The sequence below is a fragment of the Ensifer sp. Root278 genome (genome assembly GCF_001429285.1).
Taxonomy (GTDB): Bacteria; Pseudomonadota; Alphaproteobacteria; order Rhizobiales; family Rhizobiaceae; genus Ensifer.
Genome location: NZ_LMJJ01000011.1, coordinates 20,995 through 40,768, shown reverse-complemented (window position 1 = coordinate 40,768; position 19,774 = coordinate 20,995). Strand labels below are relative to the sequence as shown.

Genomic DNA, 19,774 nt, shown 5'->3' with positions numbered 1-19,774 from the left:
TGAGCCGGCGCGGGAGCGCCAGACCTGGAGGCCGGATTTGGAACAGAATCCCCACTTGAAACATACGCCGCTGCATGCGCTGCACCTTTCACTCGGCGCGCGCATGGTGCCCTTTGCCGGTTACGACATGCCGGTGCAGTACCCCGATGGCGTGATGAAGGAGCACCAGCACACCCGTGTTGCCGCCGGTCTCTTCGACGTTTCGCATATGGGCCAGGTCATTGTCCGGCCGAAGTCCGGCAAGATCGAAGACGCAGCGCTTGCGCTTGAAAAGCTGGTGCCGGTCGATGTGCTCGGCCTTGGCGAAGGCCGGCAGCGTTATGCGATCTTCACCAATGCCGAAGGCGGCATCCTCGACGACCTGATGATCGCCAACCGTGGCGACCACCTGTTCCTCGTCGTCAACGCCGCCTGCAAGGATGCGGATTTCGAGCATCTGAAAAAGGGGCTTGCCGACACCTGCGAAGTCACCATGCTCGACGACCGCGCGCTGATCGCGCTGCAGGGTCCTCATGCCGAAGCCGTGCTGGGCGAATTGTGGGCCGATGTCTCGGCCATGCGCTTCATGGACGTCGCCGAAGCCGATCTGCATGATGTTGCCTGCATCATTTCCCGCTCCGGCTACACCGGCGAAGACGGTTTCGAAATCTCCATTCCCGTCGCATCCGCAGTGGATGTCACACAGCGGCTGCTCGAGCATCCCGATGTCAAGCCGATCGGCCTTGGCGCGCGTGATTCGCTGCGTCTGGAAGCGGGTCTTTGTCTTTATGGCAACGACATCGACACCACGACCACGCCGGTCGAGGGCGCCATCGAGTGGGCGATGCAGAAGGCCCGGCGGGCCGGCGGCGCCCGTGAGGGAGGCTTCCCCGGTGCCGATCGCATCCTCGGCCAGCTGGCCGATGGCGCTTCGCGCCGCCGCGTTGGTTTGAAGCCGGAAGGACGCGCGCCCGTGCGCGGCGGCGCAAATCTGTTCGCCGATGCCGAGGGCAAGACGCCTGTCGGCCAGGTGACGTCGGGTGGTTTCGGCCCCTCCGTCGATGGCCCCGTCGCCATGGGCTACGTCGATGCCGGCCACATCGAAATCGGCACCACCCTCTTTGCGGAAGTGCGCGGCAAGTACCTGCCCATAGCGGTCGCCGCCCTGCCCTTTGTCAAACAAACCTACAAACGCTGATCAGGAGAGAGCGCACATGTTGAAGTTCACTGAGGAACACGAGTGGCTGAAGATCGAAGCTGGTGTCGCAACCGTCGGCATCACCGAGCACGCCGCCGGCCAGCTTGGCGACCTCGTCTTCGTTGAGCTGCCGGAAACCGGCTCGACCTTCGCCAAGGGCGATACCGCCGCCACCGTCGAATCCGTCAAGGCAGCCTCCGACGTCTATTGTCCGCTTGACGGCGAAATCGTCGAAGTGAACCAGGCGATCGTCGACGACCCGTCGCTCGTCAACAGCGACCCGCAGGGTGCTGCCTGGTTCTTCAAGCTGAAGCTTGCCAATCCCAGCGAAGCCGACGCCCTTCTCGAAGAAGCGGCCTACAAGGAGCTCGTCGCCTGATGAGCATGCCCAAGGATTTCACCTTTACCGACTACAAGCCGTATGACTTCGCCAACCGGCGTCATATCGGCCCGTCGCCGGCCGAAATGGACGAGATGCTGAAGGTCGTCGGTTACCCGTCACTCGACGCGCTCATCGACGATACCGTGCCACCGTCGATCCGCCAGAAGACGCCGCTCGCCTGGGCCGCGCCGATGACCGAGCGCGAGGCGCTCGACAAGATGCGCGAAACGGCCAACCGCAACCAGAAGCTCGTGTCGCTGATCGGCCAGGGCTATTATGGCACGATCACGCCGCCGGTGATCCAGCGCAACATCCTGGAAAACCCGGCCTGGTACACGGCCTACACGCCCTACCAGCCGGAAATCAGCCAGGGCCGCCTCGAGGCGCTGCTCAACTACCAGACCATGGTCTGCGACCTGACCGGCCTCGACGTTGCCAACGCCTCTCTGCTTGACGAGGCCACGGCTGCCGCCGAAGCCATGGCGATGGCCGAGCGCGTCTCGAAGTCGAAGGCCAAGACCTTCTTCGTCGACGAGAACTGCCACCCTCAGACGATCGCTCTCCTGAAGACCCGCGCCGAGCCGCTCGGCTGGCAGATCGTCATCGGCAATCCCTTCACCGATCTCGATCCGGTCGACGTCTTCGGCGCGATCTTCCAGTATCCGGGCACCTATGGCCACGTGAACGATTTCACCGGCCTGATCGCCCGTCTGCACCAGACCGGCGCGATCGCCACCGTCGCCGCCGATCCGCTGGCGCTGGCGCTGTTGAAGTCGCCCGGAGAGATGGGCGCCGATATCGCTATCGGCTGTACCCAGCGCTTCGGCGTGCCGGTCGGCTACGGTGGTCCGCATGCGGCCTATATGGCGGTCAAGGACGCGCACAAGCGCTCCATGCCCGGCCGCCTCGTCGGCGTATCGGTCGATGCGCGCGGCAACCGCGCCTATCGCCTGTCTCTGCAGACCCGCGAACAGCACATCCGCCGCGAGAAAGCGACGTCGAACATCTGCACCGCCCAGGTGCTGCTCGCCGTCATGGCCTCGATGTACGCGGTGTTCCACGGACCGAAGGGCATCAAGGCGATCGCCCAGAGCGTTCACCAGAAGACCGTGCGTCTCGCCATGGGCCTTGAAAAGCTCGGCTATACCGTCGAGCCAGACGTGTTCTTCGACACGATCACGGTCGAAGTCGGCAAGCTGCAGGGCATCATCCTCAAGACCGCGGTCGCCGAGGAAGTGAACCTGCGCAAGATCGGCGAGACCAAGATCGGCATCAGCCTTGACGAGCGCTCGCGCCCCGTCACGCTGGAAGCCGTCTGGCGCGCCTTCGGCGGCGACTTCAAGGTTGAACAGTTCGAGCCGGGTTACCGCCTGCCGCAGCCGCTGCTGCGCACAAGCGAGTATCTGATGCACCCGATCTTCCACATGAACCGCGCAGAAAGCGAGATGACGCGCTACATCCGCCGTCTGTCGGACCGCGACCTCGCGCTCGACCGGGCGATGATCCCGCTCGGCTCCTGCACGATGAAGCTGAATGCGACCGCGGAGATGCTGCCGATCACCTGGCCGGAATTCTCCGAGATCCATCCCTTCGTGCCGAAGGATCAGGCGGCTGGCTACCAGCACATGATCGAGGACCTGTCGGAAAAGCTCTGTGCCGTCACCGGCTACGACGCGATCTCGATGCAGCCGAACTCGGGTGCGCAAGGGGAATATGCCGGTCTGTTGACGATCCGCGCCTATCACATCGCCAACGGCAACGAGCATCGCGACGTCTGCCTGATCCCGACCTCGGCGCACGGCACTAACCCGGCCTCCGCGCAGATGGCCGGCATGAAGGTGGTCGTCATCAAGGTCAGCGAAAACGGCGACATTGACATGGATGATTTCCGTGCGAAAGCCGAGCAGTACGCGGAAAACCTCTCGTGCTGCATGATCACCTATCCGTCGACCCACGGCGTGTTCGAGGAGAACGTGCGTGAGGTCTGCGAGATCGTGCACAAGCACGGCGGCCAGGTCTACTTGGACGGTGCCAACATGAACGCCATGGTCGGCCTTGCCCGCCCCGGCGACATCGGCTCCGACGTCAGCCACCTGAACCTGCACAAGACCTTCTGCATTCCGCACGGTGGCGGCGGTCCCGGCATGGGCCCGATCGGCGTCAAGGCGCATCTGGCACCCTATCTGCCGGGCCATCCGGAAACGGACGGCCATGAGGGTGCGGTCTCGGCGGCTCCCTTCGGCTCGGCTTCGATCCTGCCGATCTCCTGGAGCTACTGCCTGATGATGGGCGGCGAAGGCCTGACCCAGGCGACGAAGGTGGCGATCCTCAACGCCAACTACATCGCTGCCCGCCTGAAGGGTGCCTACGAAGTGCTCTACAAGTCGTCGAAGGGCCGCGTGGCGCATGAGTGCATCATCGACACCCGTCCGCTGGTCGAAAGCGCCGGCGTCACCGTTGACGATGTGGCCAAGCGGCTGATCGACTGCGGTTTCCATGCGCCGACCATGAGCTGGCCGGTTGCCGGCACGCTGATGATCGAGCCGACGGAATCGGAAACCAAGGCCGAGATCGACCGCTTCTGCGATGCGATGCTGGCAATCCGCGAGGAAGCCCGCGCCATCGAGGAAGGCCGAATGGACAAGGTCAACAACCCGCTGAAGAACGCCCCGCACACGGTCGAAGACCTGGTCGGCGAATGGGATCGTCCCTACTCGCGCGAACAGGCCTGCTACCCGCCGGGCGCCTTCCGGGTCGACAAGTACTGGTCGCCGGTCAACCGTGTCGACAACGTCTTTGGCGACCGCAATCTCGTCTGCACCTGCCCGCCGCTGGAAAGCTACGCGGAAGCGGCAGAGTAACGTCAATAAAGCCGGCGGGGCGCTCGCTCCGCCGGTTTCCTCAGCGCCTTCTGGCGCCCGTGGCACCGCGCAGCGCCTGCCCTCATCCAGATTGATTCCCGAAATCTACAAGGATCGACACCAGGACGTGACGCGTTCGTCCGCCCGCGTTTTTTGGAGGCGCGCACTTACCGACGCGTGGTCATTCCGGGAGGCAGGATGGTGTTTTCAATCCAGAAGCGGACGAAGGCCTCGGCAAAGTGCCTGTAGCCGGCGACCGAAGCAGGTTTGGCGACATAGGCATTGGCGCCGGCGCGGTAGCAATGGAGCACGTCGGTCGGATTGCTGGATGACGTCAGCACGATGACCGGGATCAGGACGGTCGCCTGCCCCCTGCGGATGCGCCGCAGAAGCTCGATACCGTCGCTGCCGGGCATTTTGATATCCAGGAGCACAAAGTCGAAATGGGTGCGGGCAAGCTGGGCGATCGCGTCGTCCGCATCCGCCGCCAGCACCAGATCGATGGTCTCGTCGACCTGTGCGAAGGCACGCATGACGAAGCGCGCGTCGTGCGCGTCGTCCTCCACCAAGAGCAGTCGCTTTGGCGTCGAGACCACCTGTTCCGCCCTAGTTTGCCTTCCGTAGCCGCCTCGGAAGAAGCACGATGAAACGTGCGCCTTCGCGGAAGGTGGTGTCAAGGCGGATCGAGCCGTCGTGGCTTTCGGCTATGCGCTTGGCAAGTGCCAGACCGATTCCCGTGCCGCCATAGACGGTCTCGTCCTTGTGCAGCCGCTGGAACACTTCGAAGATCCGCGTCGAAAAGCGCGGGTCGATGCCGATGCCATTGTCTTCAACCACCAGCTCAACAATCTGATCGGCGACGCCGCCGTGAATGCGGATCACCGGTTGGCGGTCGGCATGCCGATACTTGATCGCATTGCCGATCAGGTTCTGGACCAGGCGGCGCAGAAGCTCCGGGTCCCCTTCCACTTCCGGCAGGTCGCCAACCTCGAAGGTTGCCTGCGCGTCCTGTACGTCGCTGGCAAGTATGGTCAGCGTCTCGGCAACAATGTCTGTGAGCCGCACCTCCGTCCAATGGGTGATCCGGTGCGCGATCTGCGCATAGTCGAGCAGGCTGTCGATCACCCGGTTCATGCGTTTCACGCTGTCGCGCAGATGACGCGCATTCTCGGCGAGTTCAGCCTGGCTTCCTGCCGCCAGATCGTCCTCGATCATTTCGGAGAACATGGAGATGTGTCTGAGCGGCGCTTTGAGGTCATGGGAGACCGTCGCGGTGAATTGATCGAGGGCCTCGTTCTTGTGCTCGAGTTCCTGCCGCTGGCGCTCAAGCGCGAGCTCGGCGCGCTTGAGATCGGTGACGTCCACGCGCGCGACGACGGTGTTACCGTCCTTCGCCTTGATATTCTCCACGCGCAGCCAACGATCGTCGGCATAGCGGTATATCCTGGGGCGACCATCGGGGTGACGGAAATCGCGCAGGCGCGAAGCGATCCATTCGTCGCCCTCGCGGGTGCCCGGCAAGGCATCGGGATAATGACCGCCCTGTCGCGCCAGAAGCAGGATCTCCTCGGCCGTGATGCCGGGCTTCAGCGCCGCGCCGGCCGGCCCGCAAATTGCCTGATACGCCCTGTTATAAACGACCAGCCGCTCTTGCCGGTCGAAAATGGCAAAGCCCTCTGGCATCGCTTCCAGCGCTGCCTTGAGCATATCGGAAGCCTTCTGCCGCTCGCTCACAGCCTCCGTGAGATCGGAAACGTCGCGGATGATGCCGATGAGCGCCAGTTCCGCGCCCTGATCGTCGAGCAGCGGCGTCGTGCGAAGGTGGCCGGAAAATGTCGATCCGTCGCGCCTGACATAGAGATAGTTCGACGTCCGGGCCGCGGTTTCGTCCACGCGTGCCGCGCGGTTCCGCAGGCGCTTCTCGTATTCCGCGTCGTTGGCGTAGATCAGCCGCACCGAGCGATCGATGAATTCTTCGGCGGGATAGCCGAACTGGCGCAGGGCGGCATTGTTTGCGGAGCGGATGACGCGCTCGGCGTCGATGATGATCACCGGATCGGGAAACGTCTCGTAGAGCGCCTTGAAGACGAGATCCTCATTGAACGCCGCCATGCCCAATCCCCCGTTCCATGTTCAAGCATCTCAGCAGAAAAATGGCCCGGCGAAAACCGGGCCAACCTATCCGTTTGAAAGAATGGAGGAAATTTAGTTGGCGCGCACCACCGCATCGCCCTGTGCGGCCAGAGCCGCGAGGTCGGCGGGCTTCAGTTCGACCGATTCGCCACAGCCACAGGCGGACGTCTGGTTCGGATTGTTGAAGGTAAATCCGGAGCGCAGCGTCGTGACTTCGAAATCCATCTGCGTGCCAAGCAGGTAGAGCACGGCTTCGGGCGCCACCCAGACCCTGGCGCCCTGATGTTCGATCAGGTCGTCCTTGGGGTTGGGCTCGGTCACCAGGTCGACGGCATACTCCATGCCGGCGCAGCCACCCTTCTTGATGCCGACGCGAATGCCCTTGGCATCGGCACCGGCGCCTTCGACGATCGAACGGACGCGGTCGGCGGCAGAATCGGTCAGGCTCATTACGGCAAAGCCCATGGGCTCATTCTCCTTGTCGTCACCGGGGTAAAGGCCCGGCGCCTTACAGAATCAAATGTAGTATCCGTGCCTTAACGGATCAATATGCGGCGCCGGCTCAATACCAGCCGACAGCGACCTGCGCCTCCTCGGACATGCGGTCCGGTGTCCATGGCGGATCGAAGGTCATCGAGACTTCGACGCCCGATACGCCCTCGACGGCGCCGACGGCATTCTCGACCCACCCCGGCATTTCGCCGGCAACCGGGCAGCCCGGTGCAGTCAGCGTCATGTCGATCTTGACCATCCGGTCGTCTTCGATGTCGATCTTGTAGATGAGGCCAAGCTCAAAGATGTCGGCCGGGATTTCCGGATCGTAGACGGTCTTCAGTGCGGCGATGATATCGTCGCTGAGGCGCGCCAGTTCCTCGGTCGGGATCGCCGAATGCACGATGCCCTCGCGGACATCGACCTTTTCTTCCGTTGCATCAAGGCTCATATCGGCCTCCTGGACTTTCTCTTTTGGTTCAAAAGACTACGAGAACTCTTTGAACCTTTTACCAATTTCTTAGGCGAAAAACTTGCGTGCATGCTCCAGCGCGTCCGCCAGCGCGTCCACTTCGGCCCTGGTATTATAGAGGCCGAAAGATGCACGGCATGTGGAGGTAACACCGAAGCGTTTCAAGAGCGGCTGAGCGCAATGCGTGCCGGCGCGAACAGCGACCCCGGCGCGATCGATGACCATCGAGACGTCGTGGGAATGGATGCCGGCGATCTCGAAGGCAAAAATGCTGCCCTTATCGGGCGCGTCGCCGAAAATCCGAAGCGAATTGACCGCCGAAAGACGCTCGCGCGCATAGGCCGTCAGGTCTGCCTCATGCGCCTGGATCGCTGCGCGGCCGAGCTTTTCCATGTAGTCGAGCGCGTAGCCAAGCCCGATCGCCTGTACGATCGGCGGCGTGCCCGCCTCGAAGCGGTGCGGCGGATCGTTGTAGGTGACGTAATCTTCGGTCACCACCTCGATCATCTCGCCGCCGCCGAGGAACGGCCGCATCTCCTTCAGTCGGTCCATCTTGCCGTAGAGCACGCCGACCCCGGAGGGGCCGTAAAGCTTGTGGCCGGTCATCACGTACCAGTCGCAATCGATGTCCTGGACGTCGACCGGCATGTGCACGGCACCCTGGCTGCCGTCGACCAGAACCGGGATGCCGCGTTCGCGAGCGATGCGGCAGATCTCCTTGACCGGAACCACCGTACCCAGCGCATTCGACATATGGGTGATGGCGATGAGCTTGGTGCGGTCCGTCAGGCATTTGACGAAGTCTTCGACGTGGAACGCGCCGTTCTCGTCCACCGGCGCCCAGACAAGCTTGGCGCCCTGACGCTCACGGATGAAGTGCCAGGGAACGATGTTGGAGTGGTGCTCCATGATCGACAGCACGATCTCGTCACCCTCGCCGAGCTTCGGCATGCCGTAGCCATAGGCGACCGTGTTGATCGCTTCGGTCGAGGATTTGGTGAAGATGATGTTGTCGGGCGAAGGGGCGTTCAGGAAGCGGCGCACCTTATCGCGCGCCGCCTCATAGGCTTCCGTCGCGGCATTCGACAGGAAATGCAGGCCGCGATGGACGTTGGCATATTCGTTGGAATAGGCATGGGCCACCGCGTCGATCACGACCTGTGGTTTCTGCGCCGATGCGCCGTTGTCGAGATAGACAAGCGGCTTGCCATAAACGGTTCGCGACAGGATCGGGAAATCCTTGCGGATCGCTTCGACGTCGTAGGCAGGCACCGGTACGGAGTGTTCCATGTCTTTCAATCCAATTTCGCTACAGCGCCGCGCGTCATTCAACTCGCGCTAAGGTCGCTGTAACATGTTGAACTGCTGCATAATTCTATCCCTAAATCGCTTCCGAAATAAGGAATTACGCAATAGCCTTAGGCGTGCTTTTCGAGCCAGGTCGAGATGACGTCTTCGAGTGCCTCGACCAGCGCTTCGTGCTCTTCCAGTTCTTCGACGATCTCAGCGACGAAGGCGTTGACGAGCATTCCCCGCGCCTTGTTCTCCGGGACGCCGCGCGCCATCAGGTAGAAGAGCTGGGTGTGGTCGATGTCGGTAACTGTCGCACCGTGACCGCACTGCACGTCGTCCGCGAAGATCTCCAGTTCCGGTTTCGCCGACAGGTCGGCATCGTCGGACAAGAGCAGCGTGTTGCACGCCATCTTCGCGTCGGTCTTCTGGGCGTCCTTGGCGACCAGGATCTTGCCCTGGAAGACGCCCTTGGCGCGGTCGAACACGACGTTGCGGATGACCTCCGTCGAGGTCGTGTGCGGCACGTTGTGGCCGAGCGTGAAGGTCACGTCCGTGTGGCTTTCACCACCGAGCAGGTTGATGCCGCGCAGCTTGAAATCCGCGCCCTCGCCGCTCGTCTTGCCGTGGATCTCCTGGCGCACCAGCTTGCCGCCGGCATTGATCACGAAGAGATGCAGCTTGGCGTTCTTGCCGAGGTCGAAGCGGAGCTGGCCGAGATGGGTATCGGAAATGCCCTGCTGCTGCAGGATGATCCAGATGATCTCGGAACCTTCCGCAAGCGTCACGTCGCTGACAGACGAGACGAAGCTCTCGCCGGCATCGGTCGAAAGATGCCGCTCGATCACGGTTGCCTTGGTGTTGGCGCCGAAGGCGACCGGGAAGCGCGTATGCGCCTGGCCGAGGCTCTGCACCAGCTGGATTTCCAGCGGATCTTCCAGAGCAGTTTCAGCAGCCACGTCGATTTCGAGACCGCCGCGGACAAGACCGCCATTGATGCGGCCGATCGCGTCGTCAAAGCCGAGCACGGCGAGGCCGGCGGCCGCCGAACCGTCGAGCAGGCTGTCGACATAGGAACGGACGGTCACGCCATCAGGCAGGCTGGCCTTGACCTCAGCCTGGCCGTTGCGGACGGAAAGTACTGTCGAGCCCGGAACCAGCGCATCGACGCGATCGGCAAAGGCCGTCGGGTCGGCGGCCGGCACTGCGCGCAGCAGGGTGCGCAGGTCGGTATAGTGCCAGGATTCGACGCGGCGGGTCGGCAGGCCAGCCGTCTTCAGTTCGTGCACCAGCGTGTCGCGGACCGAGAGAACCGAACCATCACCCGGCAAATCGCCGATCTGCGCGGTATAGGCATCGACGAGCGCCGTCTCGGCGGCCGTCATCTTGATTGCCTGTTGCATATTCATTCGAACACTCCTTCAACAGGCGTCAAGCCGCGGCATCGATGATGTCGGCGTAGCCGTTGGCTTCGAGTTCGTGCGCCAGCATCTTGTCGCCCGACTTGATCACTTGGCCCTTGTAGAGGACGTGCACCGTGTCCGGAACGATATAATCGAGCAGGCGCTGGTAGTGGGTGATGACGACGACGGCGCGGTCCGGCGAGCGCAGCGCGTTGACGCCGTCTGCAACGATCTTCAGCGCGTCGATGTCGAGGCCCGAGTCTGTCTCGTCGAGCACGCACAGCTTCGGCTGGAGCAGCGACATCTGCAGGATTTCGGCGCGCTTCTTCTCACCGCCGGAGAAGCCGACGTTCAGCGGGCGACGCAGCATTTCCGGAGCGATCTTCAGCTCGGCTGCAGCTTCCTTGACGCGGCGCATGAATTCCGGCGTCGTCAGTTCGTCTTCGCCGCGATACTTGCGCTGCTCGTTCATTGCCACCTTCAGGAACTGCATCGTGGCGACGCCGGGGATTTCGACCGGATACTGGAAGGCGAGGAAGATGCCCTTGGCCGCACGCTCGGAAGCGTCGAGCTCCAGGATGCTCTCGCCGTTGTAGAGGATGTCGCCTTCGGTGACTTCGTAGTCTTCACGGCCCGAGAGGATGTAGGAGAGCGTCGACTTGCCGGAGCCGTTCGGGCCCATGATGGCAGCAACTTCGCCTGCCTTCACCGTGAGGTTCAGGCCACGGATGATTTCGGTGCCATCTTCGGCGATGCGGGCATGCAGGTTCTTGATTTCAAGCATTTCTATCGTCCTCTTGGGAAACGAACGTTTGTTCGCGCGCAAACACGACGTGCGCGCCATTCAATATTCAGTTCAGCGCCTTAGCCGACGGAGCCTTCCAGCGAGATGCCAATCAGCTTCTGCGCTTCGACGGCGAATTCCATCGGCAGTTCCTGGATGACTTCCTTGACGAAGCCGTTGACGATCAGCGCGATCGCCGCTTCGGTCGGGATGCCGCGCTGCAGGCAGTAGAACAGCTGGTCCTCGGAGATCTTGGACGTCGTGGCTTCATGCTCGAACTGCGCCGTCGAGTTCTTCGCCTCGATATAGGGCACGGTGTGCGCGCCGCACTTGTCGCCGATCAAAAGCGAATCGCACTGGGTGAAGTTGCGGGCGTTCTCGGCCTTGCGGTGGGCCGAGACCTGGCCGCGATAGGTGTTTTCCGAAACGCCGGCAGCGATGCCCTTGGAGACGATGCGGCTCGACGTGTTCTTGCCGAGGTGGATCATCTTGGTGCCCGAGTCGATCTGCTGGTGGCCGTTCGAGACCGCGATCGAATAGAACTCGCCGCGCGAACCGTCGCCGCGCAGGATGCAGGATGGATACTTCCAGGTGATCGCCGAACCGGTTTCTACCTGCGTCCAGGAGATCTTGGAGTTCTTGCCACGGCAATCGCCACGCTTGGTGACGAAGTTGTAGATGCCGCCCTTGCCTTCCTTGTCGCCCGGATACCAGTTCTGCACCGTCGAGTACTTGATCTCTGCCTCATCGAGGGCGACGAGCTCGACGACGGCAGCGTGAAGCTGGTTCTCGTCGCGCTGCGGCGCCGTGCAGCCTTCGAGATAGGACACGTAGGCGCCCTCCTCGGCGATGATCAGCGTACGCTCGAACTGGCCGGTGTTCTTCTCGTTGATGCGGAAATAGGTGGAAAGCTCCATCGGGCAACGAACGCCCTTCGGCACGTAGACGAAGGAACCGTCGGTGAAGACCGCGGAGTTCAGCGTCGCATAGTAGTTGTCGGTCGTCGGAACGACGGAGCCGAGATACTTCTGCACCAGCTCGGGATGTTCGCGGATCGCCTCGGAGATCGACATGAAGATCACGCCGGCCTTCTTCAGCTCTTCCTTGAAGGTGGTGACGACCGAGACGCTGTCGAACACGGCATCGACGGCGATCCTCGACTTCTGCACGCCGGCGAGGATTTCCTGTTCCTTCAGCGGAATGCCGAGCTTTTCGTAGACCTTGAGGATTTCGGGGTCGACCTCGTCGAGCGACGTCGGACCGGTGAGGCCCTTCGGCGCTGCATAGTAGTAGATGTCGTTGAAGTCGATCTTCGGATAGCTGACGCGGGCCCAGGTCGGCTCGTCGAGCGTCAACCAGCGGCGATAGGCGCCAAGGCGCCACTCGAGCATCCATTCCGGCTCGTTCTTCTTGGCCGAAATGAAGCGGATGATGTCTTCCGACAGGCCCTTCGGGGCCTTCTCGACTTCAATGGTCGTTTCGAAGCCGTATTTGTACTGGTCGACGTCGATCTGACGGACCTGATCAATGGTCTCCTGCACGGCAGGCATGTCGTTCTCCAATCTTTCCGGATCCAAGGTCCGGTAGCTTGTCAACACGATGCGACTGAGCGCACCGCTTATGTAATGGCTAAAAGGCGCTTTTCACCCTGTTTGCCAAGCGGAAAATTGCTTTTCCGCAATTTCGTCCCATCGCCCGCGTCAGGCGGCCTGCCCCGGCGCACGGCGTCGTGCTGCTACCTTCGCGAAGGCGGCGGCGCAACGCTCGATGTCAGCTGCGGTCGTTCCCTCACCGATCGAGATCCGCAGCGCACCCTGACGCGGATCGTAGCCCATCGCCGTCAGCACGTGACTCTGTCCCACCTTGCCGGACGAACAGGCCGATCCGGCCGAAAGCGCGACGCCTTCGAGATCGAAGGCGATCTGTCCCGTCTCGGCTTTCAGGCCAGGGAGCGTGAAGAATGTCGTGTTGCCAACGCGCGAAACGTCGCGGCCGTGTATGACCACATCCGCTGCCGCTTTCAGCATCTCGCCTTCGAGCTTGTCGCGCAACGCTCCAACGGCGCTCATCCGCTGGCCAACGCCTTCGCCGACCTTTCTGGCGGCGGCGGCAAAGCCGGCAATCGCCACAGGATTTTCAGTCCCGGAACGATGCCCCTTCTCCTGCCCGCCGCCGCGGATCAGCGGTGCGGGCATCAACACCTCGCCGCGCGCCACCAGCGCGCCTGCGCCTTTCGGGCCACCGATCTTGTGCGAGGAGAGAATGAGAAAATCGGCGTTCAGCTCTTCGATCGCCAGCGGCAGCCGGCCCGCGGCCTGCACCGCGTCGACGACAAGTATACCACCTTTGGCGCGAACGATTTCGGCAATCTCGGCAATTGGCTGAATGATGCCGGTCTCGTTGTTGACCAGCATGACGGCGACCATCGGCAAGCCAAGTTCACGGTCATGCGCTGCGAGCAGCTCGCGAAGCACCTGAAGATCGACGACACCCGCCGAGGTCACCGGGATTTCGCAAACGGCTTCGCGCGCAAAGCGTCCGCCTTCGCGTATCGCAGGGTGTTCGATCGCCGACGCGTATAGCCGGCTGATCTTGAGCGGTGTGCGGCCCATGCGGAAATCTGGCGTCAGCACCAGATTGGCCGCTTCCGTCGCCCCGCTGGTAAAGATGACGCTGGCAGCTTTCGCACCGCAAAGGGCGGCCACATCACGGCGGGCATTTTCGATGAGCGTGCGCAGCGCACGGCCCTCGCCGTGGACGGAAGAAGGGTTGCCGACGAGGTCGAGCGCGAACAGGCAGGCCTCGCGCGCTTCGCTCAGAAGCGGCGCCGTGGCATTCCAGTCCATGTAGATGCGCGAACCCGACATGATTTCCTTCGCTAGACCAACAGGCCGCAAGCCGGCAACCTCTGGCGATGCATTTTCCTTGAATTTTCCGCGTCGCTTGCCTTAAGAGACGAAGCACAAGGCGGAATGCCCGCACAGAAGTTTTGAACGGTTCTAAACTAGGTTTTAGAAAAGCTGACTGCTTTCGTCAAGACTGATCGCGATCTGAACCCAAGATTCGAACCAGGAACACTCCCGGAGAGCCAATGCCCGAAATCATTTTCAACGGACCCGCCGGCCGCCTCGAAGGCCGTTATCAGCCTTCGAAGCAGAAGAGCGCCCCGATCGCCATCATCCTGCACCCGCATCCGCAGTTCGGCGGCACGATGAACAATCAGATTGTCTACCAGCTCTTCTATATGTTCCAGAAGCGCGGCTTCACCACGCTCCGTTTCAATTTCCGTGGCATCGGTCGCAGCCAGGGTGAGTTCGACCACGGCGCCGGCGAATTGTCGGATGCGGCGTCCGCGCTCGATTGGGTGCAGAGCCTGCATCCGGATTCCAAGAGCTGCTGGGTTGCCGGCTATTCCTTCGGCGCCTGGATCGGCATGCAGCTCCTGATGCGCCGTCCGGAGATCGAAGGCTTCATGGCCGTGGCACCGCAGCCGAACATCTACGACTTTTCGTTCCTGGCGCCCTGCCCGTCCTCCGGCCTGATCATCAACGGAGATTCCGACAAGGTCGCGCCGGAGAAGGACGTGAACGGTCTCGTCGAGAAGCTGAAGGCGCAGAAGGGCATTCTCATCACCCACCGCACGGTGCCCGGCGCCAACCACTTCTTCAATGGTCAGGTCGACGGACTGATGGGCGAATGCGAGGACTATCTCGACCGTCGCCTGAACGGCGAACTGACGCCGGAGCCGGCCGCCAAGCGCATTCGCTGACCGTTTGGTAGATTGAGCAGTAGAGCCGTGCGTTCTTCGGACCGCACGGCTCTTTTCGTTTGCGGCGAGCTTTGCGTACGTTTGAGCGCTGCGCCGCGTCGCTGTTACCCTCATTTAACTCCGAAGTCCGGTCGTCCTTCACCCGGTGGGGTGATTTCAGAGCCGCGCAAACGGCGTATGGTGCAAGTCTGAGCTGTTTAAAGGACGGCAGGGTTATTTGGAGTTGATCCGTTTGTCCGTGCTGGCGTGCGCGTCACGCCAGGCGCTTTTTTGGGGGATCGCGATGACGGGAATGTTGGGCGTTTCATTTGGCGAACCGAAATGGCAGACCCTTCCGGACACTCCGGCGCTTCCAGCGGCCACGCAGAACGGGTTCGTACCGGTATCGGGTGCGGAAATCTGGTACTCGGTCTACGGCACAGGCGAGCCCATCATCATGTTGCATGGAGGCCTGGCCAATTCCGACTATTGGGGGCGCCAGGTTCCTGAACTCGCCAAGTTCTACCAAGTCATCGTTCTCGACAGCCGCGGCCACGGCCGCAGCACCTGGGACAACCTTGTCGGTTACGACCTCATGGTTTCCGACGTCGTCGGGGTGATGGAACAGCTGAACATACCCAGAAGTGCCATTGTCGGCTGGAGCGACGGTGCCATTACCGGCCTCAAGCTGGCGATGCTGCATCCCGAGCGGGTCAGCGGCGTATTCGCCTTCGGGGCAAACAGCAACCCGTCCGGAACCTTCGATCTAACCAATAGCGCCATGTTCAACGCATACGAGGCCCGGGCCCGCGTCGAGTACGAGCGGTTGTCCCGCACTCCCGGCGGATACGCTGCCTTCTATGATCAGATGCTGAAGATGTGGACCTCACAGCCAAACATGACGGACCGCGATCTCCAGGGAATCCGGGTTCCCGTCTGGGTCGTGGATGGCGATCACGAGGAAGTCATCAAGCGAACGGATACACTGTTCATCGCCGACAACATTCCGAACTCCGGTTTGCTGATCCAACCGGAAGTCAGTCACTTCTCCCTCTTGCAGGATCCTGACCAGTTCACTCTGGACATTCTTCGCTTTCTGCAGGCGAAGGGTATCGGCAAGACATCCGGCGCGCTTGCGGACGCCCGTCCAATCTATGCTTGAGCCCGCGGCCCCTAGGGGCGACCGACCCACTGCGGCACGGTCGGATTGACGACCGTGGTCGGCGTCTCCGTGCATTCGACCCGATTGCGCCCGTTTGCCTTGGCCGAGTAGAGCGCCATGTCGGCGCGCTGCATGACGGGATCCAAGGCCTCGCCGCTGCCGACGGCTGTGACGCCGAAGCTCGCCGTCACGCGCGCTGCTTCCGGCAGGCCGGCGATTTGCTGGGACATGATGGCAGCGCGCATGCCGTGCGCGACGACGCGCGCTTCTGACAAGTCCGTGCAGGGCAGAAACACCGCGAATTCCTCACCGCCAAGGCGGCCTGCCACAGCACGGTTTGGCATGACGTCCATCAGCACCCGCGCAAAACGACGGATCACCTCGTCGCCGGCGAGGTGGCCATAGGTGTCGTTGACCAACTTGAAGCGATCGAGGTCGGCGAGGACAAGCGTGCCCGGCGTCTGGGTCGCACGCGCATGCAAGAGCGGCATGACGCGATCCATGAAGCCACGGCGATTGTAGAGCCCCGAAAGCAGGTCGATTTCCGAACGGGCCTGCACATCGTCAACGATGTCCTTCACCATCACGCCGAGCATGGCAAGCCCTGCCCCGACGATCAGCATCGCGCCGAGTGCCTGGGAAATGAGCGCGAATGGGCTCGAGACGTAGTCCTGGGCGGTGACGCCCGAGCCGGCCGCAACGGCGGCATAGATTTTCACGAGATAATAGAGCGAGCAGAGCGCCAGAAGACCGAAAAGCAGCCAGTCGGAGAACGAGCGTCGCCCCGAGCGCAGCACCACGGACGCGGTCCACACCTGGATCAGGAAGAAAGGCATCTGGTAAGGGATGGCGTGCTGCCAGGTGCCGCGCGGCAAATCGTAGATCTCCATGTCGAGCGCAACGCCCACGACGAAACACGCGGCAAGCACCGGCCAACGCACCGGAACCTGATAGAAGAGGCCGAGGCCAAACCGCAGGAGACAGAAGCCGCCGAGCACGCAGGCGAAGGCGCCGATGGCAAAGAGCCGCGGTGTCGACGAGAAGGGAACGATCGCTTCGCAAACGGCAGCAAGCGACGCGACGGTAAAACCGGCCGCGCACCACAGCGCCGCGCGGCGCTGTCGGCTCTTTACGGCAATGGTGAGGAATGCGACCGTGAAAATCTGCGCAATGATAAAGTTCACAGCCAGCAGAGAGATCGCACCACCCATCGAAGAACCCGAAACCTTCGTCCTGCGGCTAGCCGCCTTTCGCCACCTCCGGTGGTCGCGGAGGCCGATCCTAATTGGCCGATGCGAAAAATTGATTAATCCATTCGGTGGATAGCATATACCGTTTCGGGCCTATCAGCGAGCAGGTCTGGCGGCTTGTTTTCCGCCCGTGACAGGCCGCCGGACCCCGGTCGTTCCCGGATAGGTCAGCGGCAAGCCCTGCAGCGATCTTACGGCGAGATAGGCCCAGGCCTCGGCCTCCATGGAATCGCCGTTAAAGCCGGCGTCCTCCGCCGGCAGCACCGCTGCACCCTCTTCCTTGGCGAGCGCCGCGAGGTCGCGCATGATCACCGGATTGAGGCGGCCGCCGCCGCAGATGATGTAGGTCGATGGCCGCTGCGGCAGGTGTCCGGCCGACTTGAGGATTGCTGCCGCGGACACATGCGCAAGCGTGCGGGCGCCGTCGGCAAGACCGGCGTCACTCCCCGTCGGCGGCGCAAAATCGTTTCGGTCGAGCGACCGGCGCTGCTTCGCGGTGAAAAAGGGATTGGCGAGGTAGCGCTCCGCGAGATCGGGAAGAACGGCGCCCTCGCTGGCGATCATGCCGCCCTGGTCAAAGGGAATGCCGGCATGCGCCTCGACCCATTGATCGATCAGCGTATTGCCCGGGCCGCTGTCATAGGCAACGAGCGTTTCGCCCGCGCCGATGAAGGTCAGGTTGGAGATGCCGCCGATATTGACGAAGACGACCGGCGCCGAAAGGCCGGCGGCGCCCCGCGCCAGAGCGGCGTGATAGGCGGGGATCAGCGGTGCACCCTGCCCGCCATGCACCATGTCGTTGGCGCGCATGTCGTAGACGACGTCGATGTCGGTTTCGCCGGCAAGCAGCGGGCCGTCGCCGATCTGCACCGTCAAGGCCTCGTCGGGACGGTGCAGCACGGTCTGCCCGTGGAAGCCGATCACGTCGATAGCCGTCGGCGACAGGTCGTTTTGCTGCAGGAAGGCTTTGACTGCTTCGGCATGCCGCAGCGTCAGGTCGCGCTCAAGCTGCGACAGCGCGCCGGGCCTTTGATCCCGTTGCGTGATCGTCTTTGCGTCGACCAGTCCCTGCTTCAGCCGGTCGCGAAAGCGGGCGTCATAGGCAAAGCCGGCGGAGGGGCCGCGCTCGACGATGTCTTCGCCGTCGGTCCTCAGCATGGCGACGTCGATGCCGTCCATGCTCGTGCCGCTCATCAGGCCGATTGCCGTTCTTGTCCGTGTCATGCCGTCAACATTTCCAGAATCACTTTTGAAGTGATTATGCGCGGAAACAGTGCTAAACGCCCGTTCGTTCAAAAACTTCCCCGCAAGAGAGACAGATCATGTCCGGTTTCAAGTCCGATTTCCTTCACACCCTCAGCGAGCGTGGTTTCATCCACCAGATCTCCGACGAGTCTGGCCTGGATGAACTGTTCCGGAAGGAAATCGTGACGGCCTATATCGGCTTCGACCCGACCGCACCGAGCCTGCATGCCGGCGGTCTCATTCAGATCATGATGCTGCACTGGATGCAGGCGACCGGCCATCAGCCGATCTCGCTGATGGGCGGCGGCACCGGCATGGTGGGCGATCCGTCCTTCAAGGACGAGGCGCGCCAACTGATGACGCCGGCGACGATCGAAGCCAATATCGCCAGCATCAAGACGGTCTTCTCCAACTATCTCACCTATGGCGACGGCCCCAAGGACGCGTTGATGATCAACAACGCCGACTGGCTGCTCGGCATCAACTACCTCGAGTTCCTGCGCGACGTCGGCCGTCACTTCTCGGTCAACCGCATGCTGTCCTTCGACAGCGTCAAGACGCGGCTCGATCGCGAGCAATCGCTGTCGTTCCTTGAGTTCAACTACATGATCCTGCAGGCCTACGACTTCGTGGAACTGCACAAGCGCACCGGCTGCCGCCTGCAGATGGGCGGATCGGACCAGTGGGGCAACATCATCAACGGCATCGACCTCGGCCACCGCATGGGCACGCCGCAGCTTTACGCGCTGACCTCGCCGCTTTTGACGACGGCGTCGGGCGCCAAGATGGGCAAGTCGGTCAACGGCGCGATCTGGCTCAACCCGGATATGCTGTCGGCCTATGACTTCTGGCAGTACTGGCGCAACACCGAGGACGCCGACGTCACCCGCTTCCTGAAGCTCTATACGACGCTGCCGATGGCGGAGATCGAGCGGTTGTCAAAGCTCGGCGGATCGGAGATCAACGAGGTCAAGAAGATCCTGGCGACGGAAATCACCGCCATGCTGCACGGCCGATCGGCCGCCGAGCAGGCGGCGGAAACCGCGCGCAAGACCTTCGAGGAAGGCGCGCTCGCCGACAACCTGCCTTCGGTCGAAATCCCGACCGCCGAGCTCGAAGCCGGCCTCGGGCTTTTGACGCTGATCGTGCGCGCCGGCCTCGCCGTCTCCAACGGCGAAGCCCGTCGCCACGTGCAAGGCGGTGCCGTCAGGATCAACGACGAGGCGGTCAGCGACGAGCGTCGTCTGATCGGCACCGGTGACGTCACCGCCGATAATGTCGTCAAGCTGTCGCTCGGCAAGAAGAAGCACATCCTCGTGCGCCCGGCTTGAGCCGAGCCACAACGAATAGATGACTGAGGCCGGCCACCACGCCG

The 19,774-nt window shown here is 62.3% G+C and carries 17 protein-coding genes; 6 read left to right on the top strand and 11 right to left on the bottom strand.

Annotated elements, in window-relative coordinates; translation table 11 throughout:
- Positions 1-37 precede the first annotated feature (37 nt).
- Genes gcvT through gcvP form a run of 3 tightly spaced genes read left to right on the top strand, consistent with a single transcriptional unit; the run spans position 38 to position 4,420 of the window.
- The gene (gene gcvT, locus ASE60_RS11165; RefSeq protein WP_057250236.1) at positions 38-1,177 is read left to right on the top strand and encodes a glycine cleavage system aminomethyltransferase GcvT; all 1,140 of its coding nucleotides are present in this window, start codon (positions 38-40) and stop codon (positions 1,175-1,177) included.
- 16 nt (positions 1,178-1,193) lie between these two features.
- Complete coding sequence (gene gcvH / locus ASE60_RS11160; protein WP_057250234.1) at positions 1,194-1,556, top strand: glycine cleavage system protein GcvH; 363 nt, start codon at positions 1,194-1,196, stop codon at positions 1,554-1,556.
- The gene (gene gcvP / locus ASE60_RS11155) at positions 1,556-4,420 is read left to right on the top strand and encodes an aminomethyl-transferring glycine dehydrogenase (RefSeq protein WP_057250233.1); all 2,865 of its coding nucleotides are present in this window, start codon (positions 1,556-1,558) and stop codon (positions 4,418-4,420) included. The genes gcvH and gcvP overlap by 1 nt, the downstream gene beginning before the upstream one ends.
- Positions 4,421-4,587: 167 nt before the next feature.
- Here gcvP and ASE60_RS11150 read toward each other — a convergent pair whose 3' ends face one another.
- The 9 genes from ASE60_RS11150 to ASE60_RS11110 form a co-directional block, all read right to left on the bottom strand.
- Complete coding sequence (locus ASE60_RS11150) at positions 4,588-5,016, bottom strand: response regulator (protein ID WP_057250231.1); 429 nt, start codon at positions 5,014-5,016, stop codon at positions 4,588-4,590.
- A 10-nt stretch (positions 5,017-5,026) separates the two neighbouring features.
- Complete coding sequence (locus tag ASE60_RS11145) at positions 5,027-6,532, bottom strand: ATP-binding protein (protein WP_057250228.1); 1,506 nt, start codon at positions 6,530-6,532, stop codon at positions 5,027-5,029.
- Between the two features lie 93 nt (positions 6,533-6,625).
- A complete protein-coding gene (sufA, locus tag ASE60_RS11140) occupies positions 6,626-7,018 on the bottom strand; it encodes a Fe-S cluster assembly scaffold SufA (protein WP_057250226.1) in 393 nt (130 codons plus the stop codon).
- Positions 7,019-7,115: 97 nt separating this feature from the next.
- Positions 7,116-7,496, bottom strand: a complete 381-nt coding sequence (locus tag ASE60_RS11135; protein ID WP_057250224.1) for an SUF system Fe-S cluster assembly protein — start codon at positions 7,494-7,496, stop codon at positions 7,116-7,118.
- Between the two features lie 69 nt (positions 7,497-7,565).
- A complete protein-coding gene (locus ASE60_RS11130; RefSeq protein ID WP_057250222.1) occupies positions 7,566-8,807 on the bottom strand; it encodes a cysteine desulfurase in 1,242 nt (413 codons plus the stop codon).
- A 128-nt stretch (positions 8,808-8,935) separates the two neighbouring features.
- The gene (gene sufD, locus ASE60_RS11125; RefSeq protein ID WP_057250220.1) at positions 8,936-10,216 is read right to left on the bottom strand and encodes a Fe-S cluster assembly protein SufD; all 1,281 of its coding nucleotides are present in this window, start codon (positions 10,214-10,216) and stop codon (positions 8,936-8,938) included.
- 22 nt (positions 10,217-10,238) lie between these two features.
- Positions 10,239-10,994: a Fe-S cluster assembly ATPase SufC gene (sufC, locus tag ASE60_RS11120; RefSeq protein ID WP_057250217.1), complete on the bottom strand. Its 756-nt coding sequence runs from the start codon at positions 10,992-10,994 to the stop codon at positions 10,239-10,241.
- 80 nt (positions 10,995-11,074) lie between these two features.
- Positions 11,075-12,544, bottom strand: a complete 1,470-nt coding sequence (gene sufB / locus ASE60_RS11115) for a Fe-S cluster assembly protein SufB (RefSeq protein ID WP_057250215.1) — start codon at positions 12,542-12,544, stop codon at positions 11,075-11,077.
- A gap of 150 nt (positions 12,545-12,694) precedes the next feature.
- The gene (locus ASE60_RS11110; protein ID WP_057250213.1) at positions 12,695-13,861 is read right to left on the bottom strand and encodes a cysteine desulfurase family protein; all 1,167 of its coding nucleotides are present in this window, start codon (positions 13,859-13,861) and stop codon (positions 12,695-12,697) included.
- 224 nt (positions 13,862-14,085) lie between these two features.
- Here ASE60_RS11110 and ASE60_RS11105 point away from each other — a divergent pair, with 224 nt between their 5' ends.
- Both ASE60_RS11105 and ASE60_RS11100 read left to right on the top strand, forming a co-directional pair.
- A complete protein-coding gene (locus ASE60_RS11105) occupies positions 14,086-14,763 on the top strand; it encodes an alpha/beta hydrolase (protein ID WP_057250211.1) in 678 nt (225 codons plus the stop codon).
- 238 nt (positions 14,764-15,001) lie between these two features.
- Entirely contained in the window at positions 15,002-15,904 is a 903-nt protein-coding gene (locus ASE60_RS11100) for an alpha/beta hydrolase (protein ID WP_348272226.1), read from the top strand.
- An 11-nt stretch (positions 15,905-15,915) separates the two neighbouring features.
- Here the strand turns inward: ASE60_RS11100 and ASE60_RS11095 are convergent, their stop codons facing one another.
- Both ASE60_RS11095 and ASE60_RS11090 read right to left on the bottom strand, forming a co-directional pair.
- On the bottom strand, positions 15,916-17,115 hold the full coding sequence (locus ASE60_RS11095; protein ID WP_057250208.1) for a GGDEF domain-containing protein: 1,200 nt from the start codon (positions 17,113-17,115) through the stop codon (positions 15,916-15,918).
- Positions 17,116-17,250: 135 nt separating this feature from the next.
- Positions 17,251-18,378 (bottom strand): anhydro-N-acetylmuramic acid kinase, encoded by a 1,128-nt coding sequence (locus tag ASE60_RS11090; protein WP_057250206.1) that lies wholly within the window; start codon positions 18,376-18,378, stop codon positions 17,251-17,253.
- Between the two features lie 98 nt (positions 18,379-18,476).
- Here ASE60_RS11090 and tyrS point away from each other — a divergent pair, with 98 nt between their 5' ends.
- Entirely contained in the window at positions 18,477-19,730 is a 1,254-nt protein-coding gene (gene tyrS / locus ASE60_RS11085; RefSeq protein WP_057250204.1) for a tyrosine--tRNA ligase, read from the top strand.
- The last annotated feature ends 44 nt before the right edge of the window (positions 19,731-19,774 follow it).

Coding starts and splice junctions, on each gene's coding strand:
- gcvH (WP_057250234.1), top strand. CDS start 1,194: ATGTTGAAGTTCACTGAGGAACACGAGTGGCTGAAGATCGAAGCTGGT.
- gcvP (WP_057250233.1), top strand. CDS start 1,556: ATGAGCATGCCCAAGGATTTCACCTTTACCGACTACAAGCCGTATGAC.
- ASE60_RS11145 (WP_057250228.1), bottom strand. CDS start 6,532: ATGGCGGCGTTCAATGAGGATCTCGTCTTCAAGGCGCTCTACGAGACG.
- sufA (WP_057250226.1), bottom strand. CDS start 7,018: ATGGGCTTTGCCGTAATGAGCCTGACCGATTCTGCCGCCGACCGCGTC.
- ASE60_RS11135 (WP_057250224.1), bottom strand. CDS start 7,496: ATGAGCCTTGATGCAACGGAAGAAAAGGTCGATGTCCGCGAGGGCATC.
- ASE60_RS11130 (WP_057250222.1), bottom strand. CDS start 8,807: ATGGAACACTCCGTACCGGTGCCTGCCTACGACGTCGAAGCGATCCGC.
- sufD (WP_057250220.1), bottom strand. CDS start 10,216: ATGAATATGCAACAGGCAATCAAGATGACGGCCGCCGAGACGGCGCTC.
- sufC (WP_057250217.1), bottom strand. CDS start 10,994: ATGCTTGAAATCAAGAACCTGCATGCCCGCATCGCCGAAGATGGCACC.
- sufB (WP_057250215.1), bottom strand. CDS start 12,544: ATGCCTGCCGTGCAGGAGACCATTGATCAGGTCCGTCAGATCGACGTC.
- ASE60_RS11110 (WP_057250213.1), bottom strand. CDS start 13,861: ATGTCGGGTTCGCGCATCTACATGGACTGGAATGCCACGGCGCCGCTT.
- ASE60_RS11105 (WP_057250211.1), top strand. CDS start 14,086: ATGCCCGAAATCATTTTCAACGGACCCGCCGGCCGCCTCGAAGGCCGT.
- ASE60_RS11095 (WP_057250208.1), bottom strand. CDS start 17,115: ATGGGTGGTGCGATCTCTCTGCTGGCTGTGAACTTTATCATTGCGCAG.
- ASE60_RS11090 (WP_057250206.1), bottom strand. CDS start 18,378: ATGACACGGACAAGAACGGCAATCGGCCTGATGAGCGGCACGAGCATG.
- tyrS (WP_057250204.1), top strand. CDS start 18,477: ATGTCCGGTTTCAAGTCCGATTTCCTTCACACCCTCAGCGAGCGTGGT.